The sequence below is a fragment of the Streptomyces sp. NPDC047706 genome (assembly GCF_043204795.1).
Taxonomy (GTDB): Bacteria; Actinomycetota; Actinomycetes; order Streptomycetales; family Streptomycetaceae; genus Streptomyces.
This window is the reverse complement of record NZ_JBIDCW010000025.1, coordinates 60,013-76,133: the sequence shown is the minus strand read 5'-3', so window position 1 is coordinate 76,133 and position 16,121 is coordinate 60,013. Positions and strand designations below refer to the sequence as shown.

The following is a 16,121-nucleotide window of genomic DNA, read 5'->3' as shown; positions in this document are numbered from 1 at the left end:
GCGAGCCCCGCGGCTTGCCCCTGGCCTATGCCGGGCGGCAGGCCCGATTCGGACTTGTTCGAAGGACGTGGCAACATGCGGTCATGTCCTCCGCGCTGACCGATCTCGTCCCGCTCCCGATCGTGCAGGCCCCCATGGCGGGCGGCGTCTCCGTACCCCAGCTCGCCGCGGCCGTGTCCGAGGCCGGCGGGCTCGGATTCCTCGCGGCCGGGTACAAGACGGCCGACGGCATGTACCAGGAGATCAAGCAGTTGCGGGGGCTGACCGGCCGCCCCTTCGGCGTGAACGTGTTCATGCCGCAGCCCGAGTATGCCGAGCCGGCCGCCGTCGACGTCTACGCCCAGCAACTGGCCGGCGAGGCCGCCTGGTACGAGACCGAGCTCGGCGACCCCGACGGTGGCCGGGACGACGGCTACGAGGCCAAGCTCGCGGTGCTGCTGGACAATCCCGTGCCGGTGGTCTCCTTCCACTTCGGGGTCCCGTCCCGCGACGTCCTCGACTCGCTGCGCCGGGCCGGCACCCTCACTCTGGTCACCGCCACCACCCCCGACGAGGCCCGGGCCGTCGAGCAGGCGGGCGCGGACGGCGTGATCGTGCAGGGTGCCGAGGCCGGCGGCCACCAGGGCACCCACCGGGACATCCCCGAGAACGACGGCTCGGCCATCGGGCTGCTCTCCCTGCTGGGCCAGATCCGTGAGGCGGTCGGCCTGCCGCTGGTCGCCGCCGGTGGCATCATGCGGGGCAGCCAGATCGCCGCCGTGCTGGCGGCCGGCGCGAGCGCGGCCCAGCTCGGCACCGCGTTCCTCGCCACGGCCGAGTCGGGCGCCAACGCCGTGCACAAGCAGGCGCTGGCGAACCCGCTCTTCGTCCGTACGGAGCTCACCCGCGCCTTCTCCGGCCGTCCCGCCCGCGGTCTGGTCAACCGCTTCATGCGCGAGCACGGCCCGTACGCTCCCGCCGCCTACCCCGAGCTCCACCACCTCACCTCCCCGATCCGCAAGGCCGCCACGAAGGCGGGCGACGCGCAGGGCATGTCGCTGTGGGCGGGGCAGGGGCACCGGATGGCTCGGGAGCTGCCCGCCGGGCGGCTGGTCGAGGTGCTCGCGGCGGAGCTGGCGGCGGCCGGGACAGCTTTGTCGGGCCGGGGTGGTGCCGGATGACCGCGCCGGTTTTCGTCGTCGGTCACTTCGACGCGGGCAGCGACGGGCGGTACGTCCTGGACGGGCCCGAGGGACGGCACGCGGTCTCGGTGAAGCGGCTGCGGGCCGGTGAGGACGTGATCCTCACCGACGGGGCCGGGCGCCGGGCGCGGTGCGTGGTCGTCGCCACCGAGGGCAAGGACCGGCTGATCGTCCGTATGGACTCGGTGGCCGAGGAGCCGGAGGCGGAGCCGCGCATCACGGTCGTGCAGGCCCTGCCCAAGGGCGACCGGGGCGAGCTGGCCGTGGAGACCATGACCGAGGTCGGGATCGACGCGATCGTGCCGTGGGCCGCCTCCCGCTGCATCACCCAGTGGAAGGGCGAGCGTGGCGCCAAGGCCCTCGCGAAGTGGCGGGCCACCGCCCGCGAGGCCGGCAAGCAGTCCCGGCGCGTGCGCTTCCCCGAGGTCGCGGACGCCGCGACGAGCAAGCAGGTCGCCGCGCTGCTGGCGAAGGCCGATTTCGCCGCCGTACTGCACGAGAGCGGCACCGAGCCGCTGGCCGCGGCCGAACTGCCCACCGGGGGCGAGATCATGCTGGTCGTCGGTCCCGAAGGGGGCGTGGCCCCCGAGGAGTTGTCCCTGTTCGCCGAGGCCGGGGCGCCCGCCTACCGCCTCGGGCCGTCCGTGTTGCGCACCTCGACGGCCGGTACCGCGGCGGCGGCCCTGCTGCTCGGCCGTACCGGACGCTGGTCCTGATCCACACGCGGGAGGACGTCATGGAACTGGCCCAAGTCAGACTCCTGGTCAGCGACTTCACCACCTGCTACCACTTCTACGCCGATGTCCTCGGCCTCAAGCCGCAGTCGGGCGCGACCGACGGGCCGTACGAGAGGTTCAGCCCCGCGACGGGTTCGGCGGGCATCGCGCTCCAGGACCGGGCGGCGATGGCGGACCTGCTCGGCGAGGTGCACGACACCGCGACGGGCCACCGCTCCCTGGTGGTCCTGCGCGTCGACGACCTGGACGGCTACTGCGCACGCATCACGGAGCGCGGCGCGACCCTCCTGCACGGCCCCGCCCCCACGACCGACCGGATGCGCACCGCCCACCTCAAGGACCCCGAGGGCAACCTCGTGGAACTCCAGGAGTGGCAGCTCCTGAACGTCTGACCCCGGCCGCCGCGAACAGCTCCCCGAAGCCGCGGTGGGCGCGCGATGGCCTTACGCGCCCTGTCGCGACGGCCCGCACGGTGGGACGCTGCCGTGCATGGGGGCCTTACGGGGGACTCGGGGCCGGCGCCGGATGCGGGCGGCCGGTGTGGCGGCGGGGTTCGTGGCCGGTGCGGGTGTGCTGGTGGGCTGCGAGCCGGGGACGACGAGTCCGGCGACCGTGGCCTGGACGACCGACGAACTGGTGACGCGGGAGCTGGAGCGGCGCGAGGTCGCGGTGCAGTGGCTGACCTGCACGGCCGGTGCCGGGGACCGGGGTGCGTCGGCGCCGTCGGCGAGCGCGCGCGGCGTGGCGGACGTCGACTGCGAGGGCCGGACCACCGACGGCCGGGACATCACCGTCACCGCAGAGGTGACCCGCGCGGTCGGCGGTGCCTGTGTGCGCGGTGACCTCACCGTGAGGGTCGACGGCAGGGAGCGGTTCCGGGCCACCGGACTGGGGGACTGCGACGCCGCATCCGCCCCGCCGGCGGGCGGCGAGCCGCCCGGCGGCGGCCCCACCACGACGGTGACCGTGACCAAGACCGTCTACTGCCGCAGCGCGCCCGCGTGCTGGCCCGAGGGCAAATAGCAGCTGAGTCAAGTGATCCAAACCTCTGTGCGCGGACCCGGTGCCTGCGTAGGGTGACCTGGTGACCCAGTCCGCAGTGCCCGCGTATCTCCGGTTTCCGCATGTCCAGGGCGAGTTGGTGGCCTTCACCGCCGAGGACGACGTCTGGCTCGCGCCGCTCGACGGCGGGCGCGCCTGGCGGGTCAGCGCCGACAACGTGCCGGTGACCCTGCCGCGTATCTCCCCCGACGGCACCACCGTCGCCTGGACCTCCACCCGCGACGGCGCCCCCGAGGTGCACGTCGCACCCGTCGACGGCGGCCCCGCCAGGCGGCTGACGTACTGGGGCAGTTGGACGACCCGGGTGCGCGGCTGGACCCCCGACGGGGAGGTCCTCGCCCTCACCACCCACGGTCAGGCCAGCCTCCGCCGTACCTGGGCGCACGCCGTCCCGCTCGACGGCGGACCCTCGCGGCGACTGCCGTACGGCCCGGTCGGCGAGGTCGCCCACGGCCCGCACACCGTGCTGCTGTCCGCGACGATGGGCCGCGAGGCCGCCGCGTGGAAGCGGTACCGGGGCGGTACCGCGGGCAAGCTGTGGATCGACCGCGAGGGCGACGGCGAGTTCGTACGGCTGCACGCGGACCTGGACGGCAACATCGAGTTCCCGGCCTGGGCCGGCGACCGGATCGCCTTCCTCTCCGACCACGAGGGCACCGGCGCCCTGTACTCCTCCCTCGCCGACGGCTCCGACCTGCGCCGGCACACACCTCTCGACGGCTTCTACGCCCGGCACGCGGCGAGCGACGGCGCCCGCGTCGTCTACGCCTGCGCCGGTGAACTGTGGCTGATGGACGACCTCGACGGGGCCGAGCCGCGCCGCCTCGGCATCCGGCTCGGCGGACAGCGCACCGACCGCCAGCCCTACCCGGTCAACGCCTCGCGCTGGTTCGGCTCGGCGTCCCCCGACCACACCGCGCGTGGCAGCGCGGTCGCCGTGCGGGGCGGCGTGCACTGGGTGACCCACCGCTCCGGGCCCGCCCGCGCGCTCGCCGCCGAACCCGGCGTCCGGGCCCGGCTGCCCCGCACCTTCCGGGCCGAGGGCGAGGAGTGGGTGGTGTGGGTGACGGACGCCGAGGGCGAGGACGCCCTGGAGTTCGCGCCCGCCACCGGGCTGACGCCGGGCTCGATCCCGCGCCGGCTCGCCGCCGGACAGCTCGGCCGGGTCCTCGGGCTCGCCATGGCCCCCGACGGCAGCCGCGCCGCGGTCGCCTCGCACGACGGACGGCTGCTGCTCGTCGAGCGGGAGTCCGGCGAGGTGCGCGAGGTCGACCGCAGCGAGAACGGTGACGTGCGCGGGCTGGTCTTCTCGCCCGACTCCGCCTGGCTCGCCTGGTCGCACCCCGGCCCGCGCCCGCTGTGCCAGCTGAAGCTCGCCAACACCACCGACCTGTCGGTCACCGAGGCGACCCCGCTGCGTTTCCAGGACTACGCCCCCGCCTTCACCGCCGACGGCAAGCACCTCGCGTTCCTGTCCAACCGCGCCTTCGACCCGGTCTACGACGAGCACGTCTTCGACCTGGCCTTCGTGGTCGGCGACCGGCCGCACCTGATCACGCTGTCCGCGACCACGCCCTCCCCGTTCGGCCCGCAGCGGCACGGGCGCCCCTTCGAGACGCCGGACAAGGACGAGACGCCCGACAGCCAGGGCGCGCCGTCGACACGGATCGACCTCGAAGGCCTCGCCGACCGGATCGTGCCGTTCCCGGTCGAGGCCGGGCGCTACTCCAGCCTGCGTGCCGCGAAGGACGGCGTGCTGTGGCTGCGCCACCCCGTCCAGGGCGTCCTGGGCTCCGCCCGGGCCACCCCGGACGATCCCGACCCCAAGACCGAGCTGGAGCGCTACGACCTCACCCAGCAGCGCCTGGAGCACCTAGCGGCCGACGCCGACCACTTCGCGGTCAGCGGCGACGGCAAGCGGGTGCTGCTGTGGACCGACGGCCGGCTGAAGGTCGTACCCAGCGACCGGCGCGCCTCCGGCGACGACGACAGCGACACGAACGTCACCGTCGACCTCACCCGCGTCCGCCAGACCGTCGAACCGGCCGCCGAGTGGCGGCAGATGTACGAAGAGACCGGCCGCATCATGCGCGACCACTTCTGGCGGCCGGACATGAGCGGCGTCGACTGGGACGGCGTCCTCGACCGCTACCGGCCCGTCCTTGACCGGGTCGCCACCCACGACGACCTGGTGGACCTCCTGTGGGAGGTGCAGGGCGAACTGGGCACGTCGCACGCCTACGTCGTCCCGCGCGGCGGGCACGGCGACGGTGCCCGGCAGGGGCTGCTCGGCGCGGACATCTCCCGGCACCCGGACGGCAGCTGGCGCATCGACCGCGTCCTGCCCTCGGAGACCTCCGACCCGGACGCCCGCTCCCCGCTGGCCGCCCCCGGTGCCGCGGTGCGCGCCGGGGACGCGATCGTGGCGGTGGCCGGACGCGCGGTGGATCCGGTGACCGGCCCGGGGCCGCTGCTGGTCGGTACGGCCGACAAGCCGGTCGAGCTGACCGTCTCGCCGTCCGGCGGGGGCGAGGTGCGGCACGCGGTCGTCGTGCCGGTCGCCGACGAGGAGCCGCTGCGCTACCACGCGTGGGTCGCGGACCGGCGGGCGTACGTGCACGAGCGGTCCGGCGGGCGGCTCGGCTATCTCCATGTGCCCGACATGCAGGCGCCGGGATGGGCGCAGATCCACCGGGACCTGCGGGTGGAGGTGGCCCGCGAGGGGCTGGTCGTGGACGTCCGGGAGAACCGGGGCGGCCACACCTCCCAGCTGGTGGTGGAGAAGCTGGCCCGGCGGGTCGTCGGCTGGGCGGTGCCGCGCGGGATGCGGCCCTACAGCTACCCGCAGGACGCGCCGCGCGGGCCCGTCGTCGCCGTCGCCGACGAGTTCTCCGGGTCGGACGGCGACATCGTCAACGCGGCGTTCAAGGCGCTCGGCCTCGGCCCGGTGGTCGGGGTGCGCACGTGGGGCGGCGTGATCGGCATCGACAGCCGGTACCGGCTGGTGGACGGCACGCTGGTCACCCAGCCGAAGTACGCCTTCTGGCTCGAGGGGTACGGCTGGGGCGTGGAGAACCACGGCGTCGACCCGGACGTGGAGGTCGTCCAGCGCCCGCAGGACCACGCGGCGGGCCGGGACGTCCAACTGGACGAGGCGATAAGGCTGGCCATGGAGGCACTTCAGGAGCGTCCGGCCGGAACTCCGCCGGGCCTGCCCACCTGAGGGGCGCGGCCGGCCCCCACGCCCCGCACCCGGCGACGATACGATGCCCGAAACGCACCTGACCCCCGGAGGGACCATGGCAGGGGAGCCGCAGGACGACTGCCTGTTCTGCAAGATCGTTGCCGGAACCATCCCTGCGACGATCGTCCGTGAGACGGACACGACCGTCGCCTTCCGGGACATCAACCCCCAGGCGCCCACCCACGTGCTGGTGATCCCCAAGGCGCACCACCGGGACGCCGCGACGCTCGCGGCCGCCGCACCGGCGCTCGCCGCCGACGTCCTGCGCGAGACGCAGGCGGTAGCCGACGACGAGAAGCTGGAGAGCTACCGGATCGTCTTCAACACCGGCACCGGCGCCGGCCAGACCGTCTGGCACGCGCACGCCCACGTCCTGGGCGGCCGCGGACTGGAATGGCCCCCCGGGTAGACCGCCGTGTCCGTACGTGAACTGGTGGTCCTCGGCACCGCCAGCCAGGTCCCGACCCGGCACCGCAACCACAACGGTTACCTGCTGCGGTGGGACGGGGAGGGCATCCTCTTCGACCCCGGCGAGGGCACCCAGCGCCAGATGCTGCGCGCCGGGGTCGCCGCGCACGACCTGAACCGGCTCTGCGTCACGCACTTCCACGGGGACCACTCGCTGGGCCTCGCCGGGGTCATCCAGCGGATCAACCTCGACCAGGTGCCCCACCCTGTCACCGCGCACTACCCGCGTTCCGGGCAGCGTTTCTTCGAACGGCTGCGGTACGCCACCGCCTACCGCGAGACGGTGCGGATCGCCGAGGAGCCGGTGGACCGGGACGGGGTGCTCGCCTCCTCGGCGTCCTACCGTCTGGAGGCCCGCAAGCTCTCGCACCCGGTCGAGGCGTACGGCTATCGCCTGGTCGAGCCCGACGGGCGCCGCATGCTGCCGGAGCGGCTCGCGGCGCACGGCATCAGCGGGCCGGACGTGGGCCGGATCCAGCGTGAGGGCGTGCTCGGCGGGGTCACTCTCGAAGCGGTCAGCGAGGTGCGGAGCGGGCAGCGGTTCGCGTTCGTCATGGACACCCGGCTGTGCGACGGCGTGTACGCCCTCGCCGAGGGGTGCGACATGCTCGTCATCGAGTCGACCTTCCTCGACGAGGACGTGGAGCTCGCCGTGGAGCACGGTCATCTGACGGCCGGCCAGGCGGCGCGGGTGGCGGCGGAGAGCGGCGTACGGCATCTGGTGCTCACCCACTTCAGCCAGCGCTACGTGGGGGCGGAGGAGTTCGAGCGGCAGGCGCGGGCGGCCGGGTTCGAGGGGGAGCTGAGCGTGGCGCACGACCTACTGAGAGTGCCGGTTCCGAAGCGCAGGTGAAGCGCTCGTACGATGAACTGATGCCCCTCCCGAAAGCCGAACTGCACCTGCATATCGAAGGCACCTTGGAGCCGGAGCTCGCTTTCGAGCTCGCCGCGCGCAACGGTGTGGAGCTGCCCTACGCGGACACCGAGGAACTGCGCCGCGCGTACCGGTTCGAGGATCTGCGGTCCTTTTTGAACCTGTACTACGAGCTCATGGCCGTGCTGCGCACCGAGCAGGACTTCGCCGACCTCGCGCACGCCTACCTCGCCCGGGCCGCCGCCCAGGGCGTACGGCACGCGGAGATCTTCTTCGACCCGCAGGCGCACCTGGCCCGGGGCGTCGCGATGGGCACCGTGGTCGAGGGGCTGTGGCGGGCGCTGGAGCACAGCGAGCGTGAACACGGCGTCTCCACCCAGCTGATCATGTGCTTCCTGCGGGACGAGTCCGCCGAGTCGGCGACGGCGACCCTGGAGGCGGCGAAGCCGTATCTGCACCGGATCACCGGGGTGGGCCTGGACTCCGCCGAGGTGGGACACCCGCCGGTGAAGTTCCGCGAGGGGTACGAGGCCGCCGCCGCCCTCGGGCTGCGGCGGGTCGCGCACGCGGGTGAGGAGGGGCCGCCGCAGTACATCACCGAGGCCCTCGACGTGCTCGGCGTGGAGCGCGTCGACCACGGGCTGCGCTGCCTGCAGGACCCGGCGCTGGTGGACCGGCTGGTGCGGGAGCGGATCCCGCTGACGCTGTGCCCGCTGTCCAACGTGCGGCTGCGCGCCGTCGACGTGCTCGCCGACCACCCGCTGCCCGCCATGCTCGACGCCGGACTGCTGTGCACCGTCAACTCCGACGACCCGGCCTACTTCGGCGGGTACGCGGGCGACAACTTCGACGCCGTGCGCGCGGCCCTGGGGCTCGGCGAGGAGCAGCTGCGCGAGCTGGCCCGCAACTCCTTTTCCGCGTCCTTCCTGGAGCACGACGAGGAGCGCCGGGCGCGGTACCTGGCGGAGGTCGAGGCGTACGAGTTCCCGTAGGCCTCAGACGGTCGCGGATCCCGGTGCCGCCGCCGCCTGCCGGGGTCCGGCCGTGCCGTAGGCGAGCGTGCGGCCATTGACGGCCGACGTTCATCTATCTAATCTCCGTCTCCATACATGGACGCTGCGCTGCCGCCCGGCCGGATCCGTCCGCCGCTCGCCGACCTCTGCGCGGCCCGCCTCGCCGAGCCGAGGACCCCGCTCACCACCGGACCCGACCTCGTAGGAGCCGCCTGTGAACCTCACCGTCACGGACGTGACACTGACCCCGGTCCTGGTCGCCGACCCGCCGCTGCTCAACACCCAGGGCGTGCACCAGCCGTACACGCCCCGGCTGATCGTGGAGGTGGTCACCGCGGACGGCGTGAGAGGCGTCGGCGAGACGTACGGGGACACCAGGTACCTGGAGCTGGCGCGGCCGTTCGCGCAGAAGCTGAAGGGACGGCAGGTCAGCGACCTCAACGGCCTCTTCGCCGTCGCCGACGAGGTGGCCGTGGACGCCTCGCGGGTCTCGGAAGCGGTGGACGTCGGCGGCCTGCGCGGGGTGCAGACCGCGGACAAGCTGCGGCTGTCCGTCGTCTCCGGCTTCGAGGTGGCCTGCCTGGACGCGTTGGGCAAGGCGCTCGGCCTGCCCGTGCACGCGCTGCTCGGCGGCAAGGTGCGCGACGCGGTCGAGTACAGCGCCTACCTGTTCTACAGGTGGGCCGAGCACCCGCCCGGTGTCCAGGCCGAACGGGACGACTGGGGCGCCGCGCTCGACCCGGCCGGGGTCGTGCGGCAGGCGCGGAGGTTCAAGGAGCGGTACGGGTTCTCGTCGTTCAAGCTCAAGGGGGGCGTCTTCCCGCCCCACGAGGAGATCGCGGCCGTACGGGCGCTGGCCGGGGCCTTCCCCGGGCATCCGCTGCGCCTCGACCCCAACGGCGCCTGGTCCGTCGGGACGTCGGTCGAGATGGCCGGGGAGATCGGTGACCTCCTGGAGTACCTGGAGGACCCGGCGCTGGGCACGCCCGCGATGGCCGAGGTCGCCGGGCGGACCGGCGTGCCGCTCGCCACCAACATGTGTGTGACGACGTTCGCCGAGATCGGGGAGGCGTTCGCACGTGGCGCCGTCCAGGTCGTCCTCTCCGACCACCACTACTGGGGCGGGCTGCGCAACACCCAGCAGCTCGCCGCCGTCTGCCGGACCTTCGGCGTCGGGGTGTCCATGCACTCCAACACCCACCTCGGGATCAGCCTCGCCGCGATGACCCACGTGGCTGCCACCGTCCCCGGCCTGCGCCACGCCTGCGACTCCCACTACCCCTGGCAGGCCGAGGACGTGCTCACGGAGCGGCTGGTCTTCGAGGACGGGTCCGTGAAGGTCCCGGACGCCCCCGGTCTGGGCGTCGAACTCGACCGGGAGCGGCTTGCCCCGCTGCACCGGCGCTGGCTGGACGACGACGGCGCGCTGCGCGACCGCGACGACGCGGCGGCGATGCGGGCCGCCGACCCACGGTGGGTCACGCCCGCCATGCCCCGCTGGTGACCCACTTCGCCCGGCCCGCGACCGGGGCGCCGCACGACCTTCCGACCCGACCCCGAAGCCGTGACCGGCTGCGGGGCGGCCGGGTCCGGGCACGGCCCGCGCGACGGCGGCCGGCGCCGGCCGGACCACGGCTGCCCGCGCCGCGGTCCTTCCGGCCGCGAAACCGTCCGCCGTGACGTGGTGCACACTGGCGAGGTCAGTACCACATCAGGGAGCGCACTGTGATCGGGTCCGCCGGAGAGGGGCCGCTGCCCACCGCCAGAGCGATGCCGGCCATCCGGGAAGGCCGGTACTGCCACGCCCATGTCGACCCCCTCGCCGCCCTGCGCGGGCCGGGCGAGCCGCCGTGGGACGTGTATCTCACCGGCACGGTCTTCCTCGACATCATCTTCACCGGGCTCGACTCCGCGCCGGTGCGCGGGACCGAGTCCTGGGCGCGCGGGATGGGGTCGAGCCCGGGAGGCGTCGCCAACATGGCGACCGCGCTGTCCCGGCTCGGCCTGAAGACCTCCCTCGCGGCGGCCTTCGGCGACGACCACTACGGCGACTACTGCTGGGACGCCCTGGAGCAGGGCGAGGGCATCGACCTCACCGCGTCGCGCACGGTGCCCGGCTGGCACTCCCCGGTGACCGTGTCCATGGCGTACGAGGGGGAGCGCACGATGGTCTCCCACGGCCACGAGCCGCCCCCCGAGGAACCCGCTCCCGACTGCCTCCCGCGCGCGCGTGCCGCCGTCGCCTCGCTCACCCCCGGCGAGCGCGCCCCCTGGATCGCGCAGGCCGCGAGCAGGGGCACCCGCATCTTCGCCGACGTCGGCTGGGACGACACCGGCGCCTGGGACCTGGCGGGCCTCGCCGACCTCCAGCACTGCGAGGCGTTCCTGCCCAACGCCGAGGAGGCGATGCGCTACACCGGCGCCACCTGCCCCCGCGCCGCCGCGCACGCCCTCACCGAGCACGTGCCGCTCGCCGTGGTCACCCTCGGTGCGGACGGCGCGTACGCCGTGGACGGGCGCACGGGCGAGAGCGCCGCGGTCCCGGCGATCGACGTCGAGGCCCTCGACCCCACCGGCGCGGGAGACGTCTTCGTCGCCGGCTTCGTCACCGGCACCCTGGCCGAGTGGCCCCTCGCCGACCGCGTCGCCTTCGCCGGCCTGACGGCGGCCCTGTCCGTCCAGGAGTTCGGCGGCTCCCTCTCGGCCCCCGGTTGGTCCGAGATCGCGGCCTGGTGGCGCAAGGTCCAGTCGTACGACGACCAGGAGCCCGCGGCACTGCGCCGGTACGCCTTTCTGGAGGACCTGATCCCCGCCACGGCGCGCCCCTGGCCGCTGCGCCGCGCGGTCCCCACGATCGGCTTCGGCCGGTCCGCCTGACCCCGTCCCCCGGGCCCGTGTGCCGCACGGCGCGCGGAAAAGCCCTACGGCGATGTCAGTCCTCCGGCGTACTCTGGAAGTCGCCAGGCCGCCCTTGTGGCAGGCGAGTCGTATCGAGGAGGACCTGCAGGCCTTCAGCGCCGGCCCATGACTCAGACACCCACAGCTCACACCCCCGCGCAGGGGCAGGCGAGAGCACACTTCACCGTCCCCGCCCAGCACCCCATGGTGACCGTCCTGGGGTCCGGCGACGCCCTCCTGCGCGTGATCGAGAAGGCCTTCCCGGCGGCCGACATCCACGTCCGGGGCAACGAGATCAGCGCGGTCGGACCCGCGGCGGAAGTCGCCCTCGTCCAGCGCCTGTTCGACGAGATGATGCTGGTGCTCCGCACCGGGCAGCCGATGACGGAGGACGCAGTGGAACGCTCGATCGCCATGCTCCGGGCGACGGAGAACGGCGAGGGCACGGAAGAGACGCCGGCCCAGGTGCTCACCCAGAACATCCTGTCCTCGCGCGGTCGCACGATCCGGCCCAAGACCCTCAACCAGAAGCGCTACGTCGACGCGATCGACAAGCACACGATCGTCTTCGGCATCGGCCCCGCCGGCACCGGCAAGACCTACCTCGCCATGGCCAAGGCCGTGCAGGCCCTGCAGTCCAAGCAGGTCAACCGCATCATCCTGACCCGCCCGGCGGTCGAGGCCGGCGAGCGTCTGGGCTTCCTGCCCGGCACGCTCTACGAGAAGATCGACCCCTATCTGCGCCCGCTCTACGACGCGCTGCACGACATGATCGACCCGGACTCCATTCCGCGGCTGATGGCGGCGGGGACCATCGAGGTGGCTCCGCTGGCATACATGCGTGGCCGCACCCTGAACGACGCCTTCATCATCCTGGACGAGGCCCAGAACACGAGCCCCGAGCAGATGAAGATGTTCCTCACCCGCCTCGGCTTCGACTCGAAGATCGTGATCACGGGTGACGTGACCCAGGTCGACCTGCCCGGCGGCACCAAGTCCGGTCTGCGGCAGGTGCAGGAGATCCTGGAGGGCGTCGAGGACGTCCACTTCTCCCGGCTGTCGTCCCACGATGTCGTCCGGCACAAGCTCGTGGGCCGTATCGTCGACGCGTACGAGAAGTTCGACAGCGAGAACGGCACGGAGAACGGCGCCCACAAGGGCGGCCGTGGCAGGACCGGCGCCAAGAAGACCAGAGGGAAGTAGACCAGCACGACCATGTCGATCGACGTCAACAACGAGTCCGGAACCGAGGTCGACGAGCAGGCGATCCTCGACATCGCCCGCTACGCGCTCGCGAGGATGCGCATCCACCCGCTGTCCGAGCTCTCGGTGATCGTCGTGGACGCCGACGCCATGGAGCAGCTGCACATCCAGTGGATGGACCTGCCAGGCCCGACCGACGTCATGTCGTTCCCGATGGACGAGCTGCGCCCGCCGTCGAAGGACGAGGACGAGCCGCCCAGCGGCCTGCTCGGTGACATCGTGCTGTGCCCCGAGGTCGCCGCCAAGCAGGGGGCCGAGGCCCCGACGCAGCACTCCATGGACGAGGAGCTCCAGCTCCTGACCGTCCACGGAGTGCTGCACCTGCTCGGGTACGACCACGAGGAACCCGACGAGAAGGCCGAGATGTTCGGCCTCCAGGCAGCCATCGTGGACGGCTGGCGCGCCGAGACGGGTCTCACCGGCCCCTCCCCGGCCCCCACCGTGTCATGAGCATCCCGCTGATCACCGGCGCCGTCGCGCTGGTCGTCGTCGCCTGGCTCGCCGCCTGCGCGGAGGCCGGCCTCGCCCGCGTCTCCAGCTTCCGCGCCGAGGAGGCGGTGCGCTCCGGCCGGCGCGGCGGCGCGAAGCTCGCCCAGGTGGCCGCCGACCCCACCCGCTACCTCAACGTGGCGCTGCTGGTCCGCGTGGCCTGCGAGATGGCCGCGGCCGCGCTGGTCACGTACGCCTGCCTGAACGAGTTCGACAGCACCACCGAGGCGCTGCTGATCGCCATCGCGGTCATGGTCCTCCTGTCGTACGTCGCCGTCGGCGTCTCCCCGCGCACCATCGGCCGTCAGCACCCGCTGAACACGGCCACCGCGGCGGCCTACGTCCTGGTCCCGCTGGCCCGGATCATGGGCCCGATCCCGTCCCTGCTGATCCTCATCGGCAACGCCCTGACCCCCGGCAAGGGCTTCCGGCGCGGCCCCTTCGCCTCGGAGGCGGAGCTGCGCGCCCTGGTCGACCTCGCCGAGGCGGAGTCCCTGATCGAGGACGACGAGCGCCGCATGGTGCACTCGGTCTTCGAGCTGGGCGACACCCTCGTGCGGGAGGTGATGGTCCCGCGCACCGACCTGGTCGTCATCGAGCGCTACAAGACCATCCGCCAGGCCCTGACGCTCGCGCTCAGGTCCGGCTTCTCGCGGATCCCGGTCACCGGGGAGAGCGAGGACGACATCGTCGGGATCGTGTACCTGAAGGACCTCGTCCGCAAGACGCACATCAGCCGGGACGCCGAGACCGAGCTGGTCTCGACGGCCATGCGGCCCGCGTTCTTCGTGCCGGACACCAAGAACGCCGGCGACCTGCTGCGCGAGATGCAGAAGGAGCACAACCACGTCGCCGTCGTGATCGACGAGTACGGCGGCACGGCCGGGATCGTGACCATCGAGGACATCCTGGAGGAGATCGTCGGCGAGATCACCGACGAGTACGACCGGGAACTGCCGCCCGTGGAGCCCCTGGGCCAGGACCGCCACCGGGTCACCGCCCGCCTCGACATCGGTGACCTCGGCGAGCTGTACGGGCTGGAGTCGTACGACGACGAGGACGTGGAGACGGTCGGCGGGCTGCTGGCCAAGGCGCTGGGCCGGGTCCCCATCGCCGGGGCCACGTCCGTGGTCGAGCTGCCGGACGGCCGGGAACTGCGGCTGACCGCGGAGGCCGCCGCCGGACGCCGGAACAAGATCGTGACCGTGCTGGTGGAGCCGGTGGCCCCGGAGGATCCGGTGCAGGAGGAGACGAAGCCGGAGTGACCCCCCAGCAGCTGCGCGCCCTCTGCCTGTCCTTCAACGCGGCCGTCGAGGAGTTCCCGTTCGGCCCCGAGGTCTCCGTGTTCAAGGTGCTGGGCAAGATGTTCGCCCTGGCCGGCCTGGACGCCCGCCCGCTCACGGTGAACCTCAAGTGCGACCCCGAGGACGCGGTGCGTCTGCGCGCCGACCACCCCGGCCTCATCGTTCCCGGCTGGCACATGAACAAGCGGCACTGGAACACCGTCACGGTGGACGGCGCGCTCCCCGCGCGGCTGGTCGAGGAGCTGATCGAGGACTCCTACGACCTGGTGGTGGCCGGTCTGCCGCGCGCCGAACGGCTGCGCCTGGACCGCCCCTGAACCGGGCCGCCAGGCTCCGTATGCTCAGGGCATGACCGACAGCAACGCACTCGCCCCCGAGGACCGCAAGATCGTCACCCTGGCCCGCTCGGCCCGGGCCCGCAACGGCGTCCCCGAGGGGGCCGCGGTGCGGGACGAGACGGGGCGTACGTATGTCGCCGGGACCGTGGGCCTGGACTCGCTGAAGCTCAGCGCCCTGCGGACGGCGGTGGCCATGGCGGTGGCGTCGGGCGCGAAGTCGCTGGAGGCGGCGGCGGTCGTCACGGAGGCCGACGCCGCGTCGGCGGAGGACCTGGCGGCCGTACGGGATCTGGGCGGCGCGGGCACGCCGGTGCTGGTGGCCGGGCCGGACGGAGCCGTGCGGCTGACTGTCTCCGCGGGCTGAAGCGTGTGGAAGCGGATCTGGAGCGCGGCGGAAGCTGCTGAGCGCCCGGAAAGCTCCTGAGCGCCCGGAAGCTGCTGAAGCGACCTGAAGCGACCTGAAGCGACCTGAAGCAGGCTGAACCGGCGCTGGGGGCTGCTGCCGCCTCCAGGCCTCCGCCCCACGCCTCCGCCCCGGCCCCACGGAGGCCGGAAATACGCCTTGCCGTCGTGCACCACTCGCGCATCAATGGAACCGTAAGTTCCGACGGACCGTCAGCTTCCGAGCTCGCGCAGCGCGCCCGCACCCCGCTGCCCGGGTGGTCCGCCGGCGTTCCTCCCGACCATTCCCCACATGGCATCCCCCCGACGGGAAGGGAACCCCCCATGAAAGGCATGCGCATCGCCTCCGGTGCGGCACTGACGATCGGCGCCCTCGCGGTCACCGGCGTCCTCCTCGCGCCCGCGGCCCTGGCGGTCACGCCGGGGTCGGCGACCCTCACCGCCGACTGCTCCGGCTTCGGCGGCGGCGAGGCCACCCTCACCGCCACGCAGGACGGCACGGCGGCCACCATGACCCTGACCTCCACCGAGATCACCGCCCCGATCGGTCTCGGGGCCGACTCCGTCGCGTCCACGCTCACCCTGGTCAAGGGCGGTGGCGGCAGCACCGTCTTCAGCGGCAGGGAGAACCCGGCGATGGCCGCCGGCGACCCCGTCACCGTGGGACCGCTCAGCGGCACCGTGGCCTCCGGCGACAGCCTGGAGGCCTACGGCGGCTCGCTGCGGATGACCGTCTTCGGCATCACCATCACCTGCAAGGCGACGGGGCCGCAGTCGCCGGGCCCGTTCGTGTTCGACTGAGCCCTCGGGCGGGCGCGGCCCAGGACGTGACCGGGCGCCGGGGCCGC

General features: G+C 73.2%; 16 protein-coding genes. All 16 read left to right on the top strand.

Going from position 1 to position 16,121, the window contains the following annotated elements:
- Positions 1-83: 83 nt before the first annotated feature.
- The 16 genes from ACGF8A_RS26675 (at position 84) to ACGF8A_RS26600 (ending at position 16,074) form a co-directional block, all read left to right on the top strand.
- Complete coding sequence (locus ACGF8A_RS26675; protein WP_393112397.1) at positions 84-1,160, top strand: nitronate monooxygenase; 1,077 nt, start codon at positions 84-86, stop codon at positions 1,158-1,160.
- A complete protein-coding gene (locus tag ACGF8A_RS26670; RefSeq protein ID WP_393112395.1) occupies positions 1,157-1,897 on the top strand; it encodes a 16S rRNA (uracil(1498)-N(3))-methyltransferase in 741 nt (246 codons plus the stop codon). Before ACGF8A_RS26675 ends, ACGF8A_RS26670 begins: the two co-directional genes overlap by 4 nt.
- Positions 1,898-1,917: 20 nt before the next feature.
- Positions 1,918-2,310, top strand: a complete 393-nt coding sequence (locus tag ACGF8A_RS26665; RefSeq protein WP_393112393.1) for a VOC family protein — start codon at positions 1,918-1,920, stop codon at positions 2,308-2,310.
- 97 nt (positions 2,311-2,407) lie between these two features.
- On the top strand, positions 2,408-2,941 hold the full coding sequence (locus ACGF8A_RS26660; RefSeq protein ID WP_393112391.1) for a hypothetical protein: 534 nt from the start codon (positions 2,408-2,410) through the stop codon (positions 2,939-2,941).
- A 61-nt stretch (positions 2,942-3,002) separates the two neighbouring features.
- Positions 3,003-6,203 (top strand): S41 family peptidase, encoded by a 3,201-nt coding sequence (locus tag ACGF8A_RS26655; RefSeq protein ID WP_393112389.1) that lies wholly within the window; start codon positions 3,003-3,005, stop codon positions 6,201-6,203.
- A 76-nt stretch (positions 6,204-6,279) separates the two neighbouring features.
- Positions 6,280-6,633: a histidine triad nucleotide-binding protein gene (locus ACGF8A_RS26650; RefSeq protein WP_393112387.1), complete on the top strand. Its 354-nt coding sequence runs from the start codon at positions 6,280-6,282 to the stop codon at positions 6,631-6,633.
- A 6-nt stretch (positions 6,634-6,639) separates the two neighbouring features.
- On the top strand, positions 6,640-7,545 hold the full coding sequence (locus ACGF8A_RS26645; protein WP_393112385.1) for a ribonuclease Z: 906 nt from the start codon (positions 6,640-6,642) through the stop codon (positions 7,543-7,545).
- Between the two features lie 20 nt (positions 7,546-7,565).
- Entirely contained in the window at positions 7,566-8,558 is a 993-nt protein-coding gene (locus tag ACGF8A_RS26640) for an adenosine deaminase (protein ID WP_393112383.1), read from the top strand.
- 235 nt (positions 8,559-8,793) lie between these two features.
- Positions 8,794-10,083 (top strand): glucarate dehydratase family protein, encoded by a 1,290-nt coding sequence (locus ACGF8A_RS26635; protein ID WP_393112381.1) that lies wholly within the window; start codon positions 8,794-8,796, stop codon positions 10,081-10,083.
- 266 nt (positions 10,084-10,349) lie between these two features.
- Positions 10,350-11,456, top strand: coding sequence for a carbohydrate kinase family protein (locus tag ACGF8A_RS26630; protein ID WP_393112464.1), 1,107 nt, complete (start codon positions 10,350-10,352; stop codon positions 11,454-11,456).
- A gap of 147 nt (positions 11,457-11,603) precedes the next feature.
- Positions 11,604-12,680, top strand: coding sequence for a PhoH family protein (locus ACGF8A_RS26625; protein ID WP_393112379.1), 1,077 nt, complete (start codon positions 11,604-11,606; stop codon positions 12,678-12,680).
- Between the two features lie 12 nt (positions 12,681-12,692).
- Entirely contained in the window at positions 12,693-13,190 is a 498-nt protein-coding gene (gene ybeY / locus ACGF8A_RS26620; protein ID WP_393112377.1) for an rRNA maturation RNase YbeY, read from the top strand.
- Positions 13,187-14,494, top strand: a complete 1,308-nt coding sequence (locus ACGF8A_RS26615; RefSeq protein ID WP_393112375.1) for a hemolysin family protein — start codon at positions 13,187-13,189, stop codon at positions 14,492-14,494. Before ybeY ends, ACGF8A_RS26615 begins: the two co-directional genes overlap by 4 nt.
- Complete coding sequence (locus tag ACGF8A_RS26610; RefSeq protein ID WP_393112373.1) at positions 14,491-14,850, top strand: MmcQ/YjbR family DNA-binding protein; 360 nt, start codon at positions 14,491-14,493, stop codon at positions 14,848-14,850. The genes ACGF8A_RS26615 and ACGF8A_RS26610 overlap by 4 nt, the downstream gene beginning before the upstream one ends.
- Positions 14,851-14,881: 31 nt before the next feature.
- Entirely contained in the window at positions 14,882-15,235 is a 354-nt protein-coding gene (locus tag ACGF8A_RS26605; protein WP_393112371.1) for a cytidine deaminase, read from the top strand.
- A gap of 362 nt (positions 15,236-15,597) precedes the next feature.
- Complete coding sequence (locus ACGF8A_RS26600; RefSeq protein ID WP_393112369.1) at positions 15,598-16,074, top strand: hypothetical protein; 477 nt, start codon at positions 15,598-15,600, stop codon at positions 16,072-16,074.
- The last annotated feature ends 47 nt before the right edge of the window (positions 16,075-16,121 follow it).